This window comes from Myxococcota bacterium (genome assembly GCA_035498015.1).
Taxonomy (GTDB): domain Bacteria; phylum Myxococcota_A; class UBA9160; order SZUA-336; family SZUA-336; genus VGRW01.
Window position 1 is genome coordinate 1 of record DATKAO010000134.1, and the last position, 13,855, is coordinate 13,855.

Annotated in this window: 12 protein-coding genes and 1 tRNA gene; 4 read left to right on the forward strand and 9 right to left on the reverse strand. The window is 72.1% G+C overall.

Annotated features, from left to right (window positions below):
* The 7 genes from VMR86_11995 to tilS all read right to left on the reverse strand — a co-directional run.
* Positions 1-614, reverse strand: a 614-nt coding sequence (locus VMR86_11995; protein ID HTO07764.1) for a pyridoxine 5'-phosphate synthase, incomplete at its 3' end; no start/stop codon positions are given.
* Positions 611-1,990: a phosphoglucosamine mutase gene (gene glmM / locus VMR86_12000; GenBank protein HTO07765.1), complete on the reverse strand. Its 1,380-nt coding sequence runs from the start codon at positions 1,988-1,990 to the stop codon at positions 611-613. The genes glmM and VMR86_11995, both read right to left, overlap by 4 nt.
* A 24-nt stretch (positions 1,991-2,014) precedes the next feature.
* Complete coding sequence (locus VMR86_12005) at positions 2,015-2,680, reverse strand: CdaR family protein (protein HTO07766.1); 666 nt, start codon at positions 2,678-2,680, stop codon at positions 2,015-2,017.
* A gap of 4 nt (positions 2,681-2,684) precedes the next feature.
* Complete coding sequence (cdaA, locus tag VMR86_12010; protein HTO07767.1) at positions 2,685-3,551, reverse strand: diadenylate cyclase CdaA; 867 nt, start codon at positions 3,549-3,551, stop codon at positions 2,685-2,687.
* Positions 3,548-4,381, reverse strand: a complete 834-nt coding sequence (gene folP / locus VMR86_12015; GenBank protein ID HTO07768.1) for a dihydropteroate synthase — start codon at positions 4,379-4,381, stop codon at positions 3,548-3,550. Before folP ends, cdaA begins: the two co-directional genes overlap by 4 nt.
* A gap of 4 nt (positions 4,382-4,385) precedes the next feature.
* On the reverse strand, positions 4,386-6,266 hold the full coding sequence (gene ftsH, locus VMR86_12020; GenBank protein ID HTO07769.1) for an ATP-dependent zinc metalloprotease FtsH: 1,881 nt from the start codon (positions 6,264-6,266) through the stop codon (positions 4,386-4,388).
* 124 nt (positions 6,267-6,390) lie between these two features.
* A complete protein-coding gene (tilS, locus tag VMR86_12025; GenBank protein ID HTO07770.1) occupies positions 6,391-7,761 on the reverse strand; it encodes a tRNA lysidine(34) synthetase TilS in 1,371 nt (456 codons plus the stop codon).
* 126 nt (positions 7,762-7,887) lie between these two features.
* Between tilS and VMR86_12030 the strand changes: the two genes are divergently transcribed.
* Positions 7,888-9,972, forward strand: coding sequence for a protein kinase (locus VMR86_12030; GenBank protein ID HTO07771.1), 2,085 nt, complete (start codon positions 7,888-7,890; stop codon positions 9,970-9,972).
* Here VMR86_12030 and VMR86_12035 read toward each other — a convergent pair.
* Positions 9,955-10,815, reverse strand: a complete 861-nt coding sequence (locus tag VMR86_12035; GenBank protein ID HTO07772.1) for a MaoC/PaaZ C-terminal domain-containing protein — start codon at positions 10,813-10,815, stop codon at positions 9,955-9,957. The genes VMR86_12030 and VMR86_12035 overlap by 18 nt on opposite strands.
* Positions 10,816-10,844: 29 nt before the next feature.
* On the opposite strand from VMR86_12035, the gene VMR86_12040 reads away from it, so the two are divergent.
* The 3 genes from VMR86_12040 (at position 10,845) to VMR86_12050 (ending at position 13,190) form a co-directional block, all read left to right on the forward strand.
* Positions 10,845-12,323: an AMP-binding protein gene (locus tag VMR86_12040; GenBank protein HTO07773.1), complete on the forward strand. Its 1,479-nt coding sequence runs from the start codon at positions 10,845-10,847 to the stop codon at positions 12,321-12,323.
* Positions 12,301-13,068, forward strand: a complete 768-nt coding sequence (locus VMR86_12045; GenBank protein ID HTO07774.1) for a cytochrome c peroxidase — start codon at positions 12,301-12,303, stop codon at positions 13,066-13,068. Before VMR86_12040 ends, VMR86_12045 begins: the two co-directional genes overlap by 23 nt.
* 45 nt (positions 13,069-13,113) lie before the next feature.
* Positions 13,114-13,190 (forward strand) — tRNA-Met (locus VMR86_12050).
* A 268-nt stretch (positions 13,191-13,458) separates the two neighbouring features.
* Here the strand turns inward: VMR86_12050 and VMR86_12055 are convergent.
* Complete coding sequence (locus VMR86_12055; protein ID HTO07775.1) at positions 13,459-13,797, reverse strand: hypothetical protein; 339 nt, start codon at positions 13,795-13,797, stop codon at positions 13,459-13,461.
* Between the last annotated feature and the right edge of the window lie 58 nt (positions 13,798-13,855).

Below are 13,855 nucleotides of genomic sequence, written 5' to 3' on the forward strand. Positions count from 1 at the left end.
CCGATGCGCGCCAGGCGCGCGACGTTGCGGTAGTCGAGCCCGTGACCCACGCCGATCTCGAGGTGGAGCTTCGCGGCGAGCCGGATCGCGTCCTCGATGCGCCGCACCTCGTTCTCGTGGTCGGGGCCGCGCTCGGCGTAGCGGCCGGTGTGGATCTCGACCGCGCGCGAGCCCACGCGGTGGGCGGCCTTGATCTGCTCGAGGTCGGGGTCGACGAACAGGCAGCTGCGCACGCCGCCGTCGCCCAGCGCCCGCACGATCTCGCCGATCTCGCCGATCCGACTCTGCACGTCGAGCCCGCCCTCGGTGGTGAGCTCCTCGCGGCGCTCGGGCACGAGCGTCACCGAGCTCGGGCGCACCTCGAGGGCGACCTTGAGCATCTCCTGGGTCGCGGCCATCTCGAGGCAGAACTGGCCGTGCACGGTCTGGCGCAGCAGCCGCACGTCGCGGTCCTGGATGTGCCGCCGGTCCTCGCGCAGGTGCACCACGATGCCGTCGGCGCCGCCGAGCTGCGCGAGCGCCGCGGCCGTGACTGGATCCGGCTCGAGCCCGCGCCGCGCCTGCCGCACGGTGGCCACGTGGTCGACGTTCACGACGAGGCGGCGTTCGCTCATGAGCGGGTGTCTCCGATCGCTTTGCGCAGGACTTCGCAGAGCTCCTGCGCGAGTGTCTCGATGCGCGCCGCGTCGTCGCCCTCGATCATGACCCGGGCGAGCGGCTCGGTGCCCGAGTAGCGCACGTTGGCGCGTCCGTTTCCGGCCAGCGCGCGCTCGGCCTGGGCCAGCGCGCGCGCGAACTCCGGGATCTCGCCGAACGGGGTCTTCGTGCGCACGCGCACGCTCTTCAGCACCTGCGGCGTGCGCTGCATGACCCGTGCGAGCTCCGACAGCGGCCGCTCCTCGCGGCGCATGAGCGCCAGCACCTGCAGCGCCGAGAGCATGCCGTCGCCGGTCGTGTTGTGGTCGAGGAACACGAGGTGACCCGACTGCTCGCCGCCCAGGTTGATCTTCTCGCGCAGCATGGCCTCGACCACGTAGCGGTCGCCCACGTCGGCCCGCACCAGACGGATGCCGTGCGCGTGGAGCGCGCGCTCCATGCCCAGGTTGCTCATCACGGTGCCGACCACGGCGTCCGCGCTGAGCGCGCCGCGCCGCTTCAGGTCGAGCGCACACAACGTGAGGATCTGGTCGCCGTCGACCAGCTCGCCGCGCTCGTCGATCAGCATGACCCGGTCGGCGTCGCCGTCGACCGCGATGCCCAGGTCGGCGCGGGACTCGCGAGTCACTGCCGCCACGTGCTCGGGGTGCGTGGCGCCGCAGCCGTCGTTGATGTTCGTGCCGTCGGGCCGGTTGCCGACCGCGACCACCTCGGCGCCGAGCTCTTCGAGCACCGTGGGCGCGACCTTGTAGGCGGCCCCGTTCGCGCAGTCGATCGCGATGCGCAGCCCTTCCAGCGTGCAGCTGCGGGGAATGCTCTTCTTGAGGAAGACGATGTAACGCCCCGACGCATCGTCGATTCGCCGTGCGCGGCCGAGGTCGGCACCCAGCGCGCGCGCGCCCTCGAGCTCGGGCGACTGCATGAGCTCCTCGACCCGCGACTCGAGCTCGTCGGGCAGCTTGAAGCCGTCGCGCGAGAAGAACTTCACCCCGTTGTCCTCGAACGGGTTGTGCGAGGCCGAGATCATGGCGCCCGCGTCGCAGCGCATGTCGACGGTGAGAAACGCGAGCCCCGGCGTCGGGATCGGGCCGACCTGCAGCACGTCGACGCCCATCGAGCACAGGCCCGCCGCGAGCGCGTCCTCGAGCATGTAGCCCGAGAGGCGCGTGTCCTTGCCGATCAGCACGCGCGGTGCGTGCGAGCCGTTGGGGCCGAGCCGGAACACCAGCGCCACCGCGCGGCCGAGCTGCATCATGACCTCGCCGGTCATGGGGTAGACGTTGGCTCGCCCGCGGATGCCGTCGGTGCCGAAGAGCTGTCTCGTGCTGCCCACGTTCTCCCTCAAACGCGCCGAGAATCACTCGCCCGTGGAGTGGCCCGCCGCGGGCTCGACCTCCACGGTCACTCGGATCGGCCCCCCGTCCGGATCCTTGCGCCATACGTGCGGGTAGCCCAGGGCGACCGAGCTCTCCAGTACCGCCGTCTCGCGCAGCCGCGCGAGCTCGATGCGGTCGGTCACCACCTCGCGGATGTTCCGCACGGAGCTCTTGGCGCCCAGGATCGCGATCTCCTTGGGCTCCAGCGAGACGCGCACGAGCCGCAGCCCGGCCGGCAGCTCGCCCGCCAGGTCGGCGCGCACCGGCACCGTCTTCGCGACCACGGGCTCGAGCGTGTAGACCACGGTCGACGGCGAGCGCGCGGCGATGCGCGCGCCGCGCGGCACCGTGAGCTCCTCGCGGTTCACGGCCAGGCGCGCCTCGCCGGCCTTCGCGCCCTCGAGTGACACGGTGTAGTGCTGCAGCGTCTTCGAGGCCTGGCGCAGCGCGGCGCGGCTGCCCACCAGGCGCAGGTTGATCTCGTGCGCCGACTCCTCCACCACCACCAGGTTGTCGGGCACCTTCTCGACCGCGATCGGCACGTCGAGGCTCTGCTCCACGTCGGTGACTCCCTGCGCGGCGGCCCACAACACGCACGCGATCAGGAGTGACACGATCTTGTAGAGCATGTTGTCGAAGATGCGCATGGCCCTAGCGCACCTCCGCGACGCGCGACTCTTTGACCTCGCCCTCGCCGGTCTCCGCCTCGCCCTCGGGCTCGCCTTCGCGCGCGCCGCCGCCTGAGAGCTCGAGCAGCGCCTCGCGCAGGTGCGGGCCGTCGAGGTCCTCGCGGATCTCGCCGCCCGCCACGAGCGAGATCTTGCCGCTCTCCTCGGACACCACCACGACCAGCGCGTCGGTCTCCTCGGTGACTCCCACCGCCGCCCGGTGGCGCGTGCCGAGTGACTCGTGCAGGGTGGCGCGCATGGCCAGCGGCAGGATGCAGCCGGCGGTGGCGATGCGGTCGCGGCGCACCACCACGGCGCCGTCGTGCAGCGGAGAGTACGGCAGGAAGATGGCGATCAGGAGATCGCGCGTGAGCTCGGCGTCGAGCGGCGTGCCCTGCTCGACGAACTCGTCCAGGTGCACCTCGCGCTCGATCGCGACCAGCGCGCCCACGCGCCGCTGCGCGAGCGCCTGACACGCGCGCACGATCTCTTCGATCGTGTGCGCCTCCTGGGTGCGGGTCGAGCCGAACACGCCGCGCCCCACACGAGTCAGCGCGCGACGGATGTCGGACTGGAAGATCACGATCAAGACGAGCAAGCCCGACGACAGGAAGTTGTCGAGCAGGAAGCTCATGGTCGCGAGCTCGAGCAGGCTCGCGAGCCGCCAGGCCAAGACGAGGATCAGGAGCCCGAGGGCCATCTGCGCCGCGCGCGTGCCCTTGATGCGCATGAGCAGCCAGTACACGACCCAGGCCACGACCAGGATGTCGATCGTGTCGCGCACCGGCTGGAAGTTCTCGGAGAAGGTCTGCCAGCGGTCGAGCAGCCAGGCGTAGACGACGGGAATCACGAGTCACCCGCCGTTCGGGCCCTGCGGATGGCCGCGGCCACGTCGACCGCCTGGCGCGCGGCGGCCACGTCGTGCATGCGCAGCCCGGCGGCGCCTTCGAGCACGCAGGCGGTCGCGGCCGCGAGCGTGCCCGGCAGGCGCTCGTCGGCTGGAACGCCCGTGAGCTCGGCCAGGAAGCTCTTGCGCGAGGGACCCACGAGCACCGGGTAGCCCAGCGCCACCAGCTCGGACAGGCGCGCGATGAGCTCCACGCTGTGCCGCGGGTGTTTGCCGAAGCCGATGCCCGGGTCGAGCCAGATCTGCGCGCGGGGCACACCCGCGGCCTCGGCGAGCGCCGCATCGGCCAAGAGCTCCTGCGCGACCTCGCCGATCACGTCGGTGTAACTCGGCGTGCGCTGCATGGTTGCGGGCTCGCCGCGCATGTGGTTCAGCACGAGCGTCGCGCCGTGCGACGCGCACACATCGGCCAGCGCCCGATCGCGCAGCCCCGAGACCGCGTTCACCACGCGGGCCCCGCGGGTGAGGGCCGCGTCTGCGACCTCGGCCCGGCGGGTGTCGACCGAGATCGGCAGCGCGCAGCGCTTGGCCAGCCCCTGGATCACGGGCAGCACCCGCGCGCACTCTTCCGAGACCGGGACCGGCTCGGAGCCGGGTCGCGTCGACTCACCGCCCACATCGAGCCAATCGGCGCCCTCGGCCGCCAGCTCGAGCCCGCGCGCGATCGCGGCGTCGGACGAAGCCCACCGACCCCCGTCGTAGAACGAGTCCGGAGTCACGTTGACCACCCCGGCCACGATCACCCGCGGGCCTTGGTCCGGCGGGGCGGACATGGGGCTATCCTGGAACCGGCTCGGGGTCGGGGACGGGCTTGTCGCCGAAGCGGCGGCGCGCTCCCTCGGATTCGGGGGTCGCACGAGCGGGCACGCCCGGCGAGCGCTGCGGCTCGGGCAGGGCCGGGAGCTCCCGGCCATCGAGCAGGAGCCGCAGGTCACTCTCCTCGAGCGTCTCGCGCTCGAGCAGCGCGTGCGCGATGCGGTCGAGCACGTCGCGGCGGTCGATCAGCATCTGCTTGGCGCGCGCGTAGCGGTCGGACAGGATCGAGAAGACCTCGTCGTCGATCTGCCGCGCCTTGTCGGGGCTGTGCTTCGGTGTCGCGCCGAACTCGCGCCCGATGAACACCGGGTTGTGGTCGTCCGACAGAGTCACCGGGCCGAGCTTCTCGCTCATGCCGTAGCTGCACACCATGTCGCGCGCGATCTTGGTCGCCTTCTCGAGGTCGTTGGCCGCACCCGTGGAGAAGTGCTGGAACACGAGCTCCTCCGCGGCGCGCCCGCCCATGGCGCGCGTGATCGTCGCCAGGAGCTCCTCCTTCGAGACGCAGTAGCGGTCCTCGGCGGGCAGGGTCATCGTGACTCCCAGCGCCCCGCCGCGCGGGATGATGGTGACCTTGTGCACGGGGTCGCTGTGCTCCTCGAGCATGGCGATCAGCGCGTGACCCGCCTCGTGGAAGGCGGTGATCCGCCGTTCCTTCTCGGACAGGATCATGCTGCGGCGCTCGGCGCCCATCAGCACCTTTTCCTTGGCCAGCTCGAAGTCGCGCATGGCGACGGCCTCACCGTCGCGGCGCGCCGCGAGCAGCGCCGCCTCGTTCACGAGGTTCTCCAGGTCGGCGCCGGAGAAGCCGGGCGTGCCGCGCGCGATCACCGACAGGTTCACGTCGGCGGCGAGCAGCACGCGCCGCACGTGCACGCGCAGGATCGCCTCGCGACCGCGCAGGTCGGGGCGATTCACGGTGACGTGGCGGTCGAAGCGGCCCGGGCGCAACATCGCCGGATCGAGCACGTCGGGGCGGTTCGTCGCCGCGATGATGATCACGCCCTCGTTCGACTCGAAGCCGTCCATCTCGACCAAAAGCTGGTTCAGCGTCTGCTCGCGCTCGTCGTGACCGCCGCCCAGGCCGGCGCCGCGGTGCCGGCCGACGGCGTCGATCTCGTCGATGAAGATGATGCAGGGCGCGTTCTTCTTGCCCTGACTGAAGAGATCGCGCACGCGGCTGGCGCCCACGCCCACGAACATCTCGACGAAGTCGGAGCCCGAGATCGAGAAGAACGGCACGCCCGCCTCGCCCGCGATCGCGCGCGCGAGCAGTGTCTTGCCGGTGCCCGGCGGGCCGATCAGCAGCACGCCCTTCGGGATGCGCCCGCCCAGGCGCGTGAACTTCTTGGGATCGCGCAGGAACGCGACGATCTCTTCCAGCTCGGCCTTGGCCTCCTCGATGCCCGCCACGTCGGCGAAAGTGATTCGCTGCTGGTTCTCGGACAGGAGCTTCGCGCGCGACTTGCCGAAGCTCATGGCCTTGCCCCCGCCCGACTGGAGCTGGCGGAAGAGCAGGAACCAGAGCCCCGTGAAGGCGAGGATCGGCAGCCACGACAGCAGGAGCGACTGCCACACGCCGGTGTCGTCCGGCTGCTTGTAAGTCGTCTTCACCTCGTGTCTGCGCAGAAGCTTCTGGAAGCGCTCGCCGTCGGTCGGGCCGTTCGTGGTGAAGGTGGAGTTGTCGTTGAGCTTGCCGTCGATGTGCTCGCCCTTCACGACGATCTCGGCCACGTCGCCCTGCTCGAGCCGAGACAGGAACTCCGAGTAAGTGACTTCGTTCGCTTCCTGCTGCGTGCTTCCGAACAGGCTGAAGATGGCCAGGAGGACGAACATGGCCATCGCCAGTGTCAGCAGGTTCTTGTAGAGATGGTTCAACGCACCTCCGATGTGCCCGGGAACGTGGCCCGATCGACGGCCGGGCTTGGGGCGATTGGACTGCTAAACGCTCGGATTCTCTCGCAATCTAACAAGTAAAGCGCGGGCTCGAAAGTCGCTCCGCCCGGATCTCGCAACTCACCTCGGCGGCAGGCGCGCCGTGCGCCGCCCAGAGGCCGGGTACCCAGACAATCTCGCCACACCTTTCGATGACGAGCGCACGTGCACGTTCCCTGCGTGCCCAGCGCGCGCCCGCGAATACCTCCGCCAGGCGGCGCTCCCGGCCCCGGACCCGAACGAGATCGCCGTCACATGCGCTGCGCACGGTGCAGGCGTCGGCGGGGGCCACCGGGAAGCGGTCGAGCGCGGCGACGGCGGGCGAGCTCCGGGCATCGACCCAGGAAAGACGAAGGCCCCTCTCGGGAAATTCGAGCGAGTCGCCCGCCGCGAGCGCGCGCCGCACCGGCGGCGGGAAGTGGGGCCCCGAGGCCGGCCCCAGCCAGACGCGCGCGCGGTCGCGGTAGAGCGAGCGCGTGCCGGTGAGTGACAGCCGGGCGCCTGCTCGCGCGCCAGCCACGAACGCCTCGATGCGCACGAGCTGCGCACGCGTGATGCGCTCGCCCAGCTCGGCCCGTCCGGCCAGCTCCGCCAGCGCGCGCCGGCGCCGCGCCGGGTCGAGTGACAAAAGCGGCGCGCACTCGAGCCACACCCCGCCTTCTCCCGGCTCGGCCGCGCGTGCGAGCCAGGCCTCGAGCTCGGGGCGAGCCGCGTCGTCGGCCTCGCGCGCCCGGGCCGCGAGCTCGGCCAGGTGCGCGACGGCGCCGGGCGCGAGCGACTCGAGCGCCGGCAGGACCTCGGCGCGCAGGCGATTGCGCGGCACGATCCACTCGGCGTTCGACGAGTCCGTGCACCAGGCGAGCCCGCGCCGCGCGAGATACTCGCGCAGCTCCGCCCGGCGCAGTCCCAGCAGGGGCCGCAGCACGCGTCCGCCGTCGAGCGCGGGCCGGATCGCCGCCAGCCCCGCCAGGCCGGTGCCGCGCGCCGCGCGCAGCAGCACGGTCTCGGCCTGGTCGTCCATGTGGTGCGCGGTGGCGATGCTGGCGTAGCCGCCGGCGTCGCGCATGCGCTCGAGCGCCTCGTAGCGCAGCGCGCGCGCACGCGCCTCGGGCGAGCGGCCGTCGCGGCGGCGCGCGTCGACCCGCTCGGCGTGGAACGGCACGCCCAGCCGGTGTGACAGCTCGGCCACGAAGTCGGCCTCGCGGTCGGCCTCGGCGCCGCGCAGCCCGTGGTGCACGTGGGCCACCCCTACGCGCTGGCCCAGCGAGACGAGCGCGTGCAGGAGCGCCACCGAGTCGGGACCGCCGGACACCGCCGCCAGCACGCGCGCCGTGCGCGTGACTCCCTCGCCGCGCAGGAAGCGCGCCAGCTCGCGGTGCACCGGGTCGAGCCGTCCGGGCATGCGGCGAGGGTACGCGGCCCGCGGCGCGCGCGCCCCTCAACAGACACTTGCCGGCCGCCGAAAACCTACGAAGGCGCCGCGGCCTGCGTGTGCGCCGGGTTCGAGCTGCGTCGAGAGAGGTGCGGGTTGGAAGGCATCGCCAGGTTCGCGAGTGGGCTCGCCGCCATTCTGGCGCGCCTCGCCGACGACCACCCGCTCGCGATCGGCGCGCTGGTCGGGCTGGGTGGCGGTCTCCTGCTCGCCTGGATGGTGCGGCGCCGGCAGCAGCGCGAGGCGCCGACCGGGGGCGAGGCCGACGTGCAGAGACTCGTGTCGCGCGGCGAGATCGAGCGCGCGGCCGACCTTCTGGTGGAGCGCCACCAGGCGGCGCGCGCCCTGCCGCTCTACGAGAAGGCAGGCGCCAACGCCAAGCTCGCGCGCACCTATCTCGCGCTGAAGCAGCCGGCGCGCGCGGCCAAGGTCTACGGCGAGATGGGCCGGCACGCCGAGGCGGCGCATCACTACGAGGCGGCGGGCTCCTGGGCCGAAGCCGGCGAGTCACTCCTCACGCTGGGCGACGAGCGCGCCGCGGCGGAGCTGCTCGAGCGCGGCGGCGAGCTCGAGCGCGCCGCGCGCATCCACCAGAGACTCGGCGATCCCGAGAGCGCGGCGCGGCTGTTCGGGCGCGCCGGCCTCGGGGTCGAGGCCGCCGACACTCTGCTCCAGGCGCGCGGCCGCAAGCCGCGCATCCTGGCGCGCGCTGCCGACCTGTACGAGTCCGCGGGTGACTTCGAGCGCGCCGCGGTCGCCTACGCCGAAGCCGGTGAGCCGCGCCGCGCCGCCGAGCTGTTCGAGAAGATCAACCGTTTCTCGAAGGCGGCCGAGTGCTACGCGCGCTCGGGCGCGTTCGAGCGCGCTGCCGACTGCCACGAGAAGGCGGGCGAGATCACCCAGGCCCGCGCCGCCTGGGAGCGCGCGGGCGACCGCACCCGCGCCGCCGAGCTGGCGCTCGAAGAGGGCAAGAACCTGGAGGCCGGCGCCGCCTTCTACGAGGTCGGCTCGTACGAGCGCGCGATCGACATCCTGCAGCGCATTCCCCCGACCTCACCCGACGCGCGCGCGGCCTCGCGCCTGCTCGCGCGCATCTTCCTCGAGAAGGGCCTGATCGACCGCGCGCGCGAGCGGCTGCAAGCGCTGGCCGTGCAAGGTCCGCCCGAGAAGGACGACCTCGAGCTCCTGCTCACGCTGGCCACCGCGCTCGAGAGACTCGGCGACGGCTCGAGCGCGGTCGAGTCACTGGAGAAGATCGCGGCCGTCGACCCCGGCTACGCCGACGTCGAGGCGCGGCTCGAGCGGCTGCGCGAGCGCGCGAGCGGACCGGCCACCCTGCCCGCCGCCGCGCTCGAGTCCGCGCGCTACGAGCTGCGCGACGAGATCGGCCGCGGCGGCATGGGCATCGTGAAGCTGGCCTGGGACCGCGAGCTCGAACGGCCGGTCGCGATCAAGTTCCTGCCGCACGAGCTGGCGGCGAACCCCGAGGCGCTGAAGATGTTCCGCGGCGAGGCGCGGGCGGCCGCGGCCATGAACCACCCGAACATCGTGCACATCTACGACGTGGCGGTGATCGAGGGCCAGCCCTGCATCGTGATGGAGTACGTGCAGGGCCGCACCGTGCGCGAGGTCATGCGCGTGCGCGGCTCGAGCGAGAAGCAGCCGCTGCCGCCCCAGCGCGTGGCCGAGATCGGCCGCGAGATCTGCAACGCGCTGGCCTACGCGCACCGCCAGAACGTGATCCACCGCGACGTGAAGCCGTCGAACATGCTGCTCGCCGCCGACGGCACCGTGAAGCTCATGGACTTCGGCATCAGCAAGGTCATGGAGACCGGCGACGAGGCCAAGAGCGAGGCCAAGGGCACGCCGCAGTACATGCCGCCGGAGCAGATCCTCGGGCGCGAGATCGATGGCCGCACCGACCTGTATGCGCTCGGGATCTCGATGTTCGAGATCGCGACCGCGCAGCGCCCCTTCAGCGGCGAGGGCGTGGTCGACCAGCAGCTGCACGCGGTGCTGCCCGACCCGCGCCGGCTGCGGCCGGAGATCCCCGAGTCACTCGTGCGCATCCTGCAGCGCGCCTGCGAGAAGAACCCCGACCAGCGCTACGCCTCGGCGCACGAGATGGCGCAGGCGCTGGAGCGCTTCCTGGCCGAGCTCGAGTCAGTCCCCCAGAGCTGAGGCCGTTCCGACCACGACCGGCGTGCGCCGCGCGTCGTCCTTCTCGACCCAGACCTCGACCGAGCTGCGCCGCGCGCCGCCCTCCGGCTCCGTGCCCACGAGCTTGCCGCGCGCGCGCACGCGCTCGCCGCCCCACAGCACGTTCACGAGCTTCACGTCCATGCGCCCGCCGGCGAGCCAGCCCGTGCCGAAGGCGTTGGCCATGAGCTGAGACACCAGACACGTCGACAGCATGCCCTGCACCACCACGTCCGGGAAGCCGAGCTTGCGCGCTTCGTCGCGGTCGGTGTGGTAGTTCTTCACCGGGCCGCTGAAGCGCCAGCAAGTCGCGAGGTCGACCTCGAGCTCGACCGGCTCGAGCTCCTTGCCGCCGCTAGCGCCCGGCTGCGGGCGCTCCTTCTTCGCGGCCGTGTCGCGGTCGACCACGTTCTCGGCGGCCGAGCGCTCGTCGGCGAGGAACGACTGGTGCGTGCGCGAGCGCACGAGCAGACGCCCGTCGGAGTCACAGTAGTCGACTTCGTTGACCACGAAGTCGCGGTCGCGCTTGCGGTAGCGCTCGACCACGGTCGAGCGGGTCGCGAGCTCCTTGCCCGTGCGCAGCGGCGCGAACAGCTGCCACTCCTGGCGCGCGTGCAGGTTCCCGACCAGCCGCTTCAGATACCAGCGGTCGATGTGGCTGTAGACCTCGCTGTGGTAGAGCAGCGGCGGCGCGAGCCCGTCGCGGTACAGCGGATTGCGGTCGCGGAAGGTGTCGCAGTAGAACGCGACGATCTCGGGAGACACCGGGCGGCGCGCGCTGTGCACGAGATCGCCGACGCGAACGGGCTGGCCGCGGAGGTTCACGGGGCCGATTGTGTCACACTCGCCGCCCGATGCGCCCCGATCCCGGACCCGAGGCCAACGTCGGCACCTGGCTCGCGCTGCACGCGGCCCAGCGCCCCGAGCACACGGCGATCGCGGTCGAGCGCACGGGTGAGCGGATCTCGTACCGCGAGCTCGCAGCGCGCGTCGAGCGCCACGCGGCGGCGCTCGCCGGGCTGGGTCTTCGCGCCGGCGACCGCATCGCACTCGCGCTGCCGAGCGAGCCTCTGTATCTCGAGCTCTACTTCGCCGCGGCGCGCCTGGGCGCGATCACGCTGCCATTGAACACGCGACTCACCGCGGCCGAGCTGGCCTTCCAGCTCGACGACTCCGAGCCGCGGCTTGCGGTGCGGGCCGCCGACTCGGCGCTGCCCGCGCGCGCCGGCACCCGGGCGCTGACACCGGACGAGCTGTCGGCGCACACCGCGAGTCACCAAGCTCCGGCTCCCGCGCCGGGCGGCGAGTCAGCGCAGGTGATCATGTACACCAGCGGCACCACCGGCACGCCCAAGGGAGCCGTGCTGCCGCACCGGAAGACCTATTGGAACACGCGCAACGCGGAGCTCTACTTCGAGCTGGACTCGAGCTCCGTCGTGGTCTGCCCGATCCCCCTCTTCCACTCCTTCGGGCTGAAGATCCTGTCGGTGCCCGCGCTGTACTGCGGCGCGACGCTCGTGCTGGTGGACCGCTTCGACGCGCGCGAGCTGCAGGCGTGCGTCGCGCGCCACCGCGCCACCCTGCTCGGCGCCGTGCCGGTCATGTACACGCGCATGCTCGAGGCCGGGCTCGTGCCCGAGCAGCTCCAGTCACTGCGCTTCGCCTTCACGGCCGGCGCGCCCATCTCCCCCGAGACGCTCGAGCGCTACTTCGCGGCGGGCATCTGCCTGAAGCAGGGCTACGGACAGACCGAGACCTCGATCCTGTGCTGCCTCGATGCGGCCGACGCGCGCCGCAAGGCGGGCTCGGTCGGGCGGCCCGTGACCTTCGGCGAGGTGCGGATCGCCGACGAGTCGGGCCGCCCCGTGCGCTGCGGCGAGACCGGCGAGGTCCAGGTGCGCGGCCCGATCGTGATGCTGGGCTACTGGCGACGGCCCGAGGAGACCGCTGCGAGCCGCATCGGCGGCTGGCACCGGACGGGCGACCTGGGCGTGGTGGACGCCGAGGGCTTCGTGACTCTCGTGGGGCGCTCGAAGGAGCTCTACATCAGCGGCGGCGAGAACGTGTATCCCGCCGAGGTCGAGCGCGTGCTCGGGCAGCACCCGAACGTGTCGGAGGTCGCGGTGGTCGGCGTGCCCGACGAGCGCTGGGGCGAGTCGGGCCGCGCCTACGTGGTGCCGGCACGCGCGCCGTTCGACGCGCCCGAGCTGCTCGCGTGGGCCAGCCAGCGCCTCGCGCGCTACAAGCTCCCGCGCGAGGTCGTGGTCGTCGCCGAGCTGCCGAGGACCGCCTCGGGAAAGGTGCAGAAACATGTCCTGCTCCACAGTCACTAGGCTGCTGCTCGCCGCGGCCGCCGCGGGCTCACTCACCGGCTGCACGTTCCTCATGGCGGTGAAGGGCCCGCCGACCACGCCGCCCGCGCTCGACCCCGACCTGGTGCAGCGCGGTGCCATGCTGTTCAACGACCCGAAGCTCTCGGGCGACGGCTCGCGCGCCTGCGCCACGTGTCACCCGGGCGGAGGGTCCGACATGAAGGTGTATCTCGACGGGAGCCCGGTCGCGCCGGGCACACCCGGCGGCTGGCGCACGCTGTCCCTGCGCGGCGCCTGGCAGACCGCGCCCTATCTGTGGGACAACTCGGCCACCACGCTCGCCCAGGCGGTCGACCGCATGTTCGCGGTCGAGATGCGCGGGGGGAAGCTCGCGGGCCGCGAGCGCGAGGCGCTCGAGGCCTACGTGCTCTCGCTCGCGCCCTTCGACCGCGGCCGCCTGCAGCCCGACGGCACGCCGAACGAGCCGGTGTCGCTGGCCGCGCGGCGCGGCTTCGCGGTGGCGCAGGACGCGTGCCTGGGCTGTCACAAGCCGCCCGCCTACGCGCGCCTGCTGCGCTACGACGTGGGCACGGGCGGCGCGTTCGCCGTGCCCACGCTGCGCGGCGTATCGGCGGGCGGCCCCTATGGCCACGACGGCCGCTGGCCCGATCTGGCCACCTGCATCCGCGCCATCGCCGCCGCCAAGGAAATCACCCTGACCGACGACCAGCTCTCGCAGCTGCTGGAGTACCTGAAGCTGCTCTAGCAGCGCGGGGCGTGCCCGACTATCGTGTGCCGCCCGTTTTCCCGTGGCGATGTAGCTCAGGTGGTTAGAGCAGGCGGCTCATATCCGCCGTGTCGGGGGTTCGAGTCCCTCCATCGCCACCACTCCAGCAGATCCGGTCACTTGGCGCGCGCCTAGGTGACACACCGCGCGGCGCTGTCCATTGCCACCGTACCGCGGCACGTCCCCGGCAGGCGCGCCCGAACTACGACGGCACTTCGCCCGCGACCGTGGTCGCGTGATACATGACGCCCCTCGACCTCACGGTGCGCGCGTTCAGATCAGCGTCGAGTCAGTCGCCAGGATCTTCGCGCGCCGATCTCGGGGTGTGGCGCAGGGCGGAATCGAACCGCCGACAGGCGGATTTTCAGGCTAGACGCGCCCGTGGTCGTCGCAGTGCGTGCCGTGCGCGTGGTGCAGGTGGCCGGCGACCAGATAGTCGACGTGCTCGCCGTGCGGGACCACTTCGTGCCCGCAACCTCCTCCGTGCTTGTGACCCGCCGCGTGTCCGTTGCACACGTGGCCGGGCGTGCAGGAGTCCGGGTTGTTCGCGCTGATCGTGATGCGATGGTCGTCGATGTGGTCGCCGTGAACGTGGTGCAGATGCCCCTCGTGGAGGTAGTCCATGTGCCCCTCGTGCCTGAGGGCCGTGTGCCCACAGCCCGGTCCATGCATGTGCCCGCCGTGCTTCTCGTGTTCCGTGCACTCCATCGCTGAACTCCTTCCTCCGGTCGCGCGTTGCGCGCCCGATGTCCATCCCTCTTAGCGC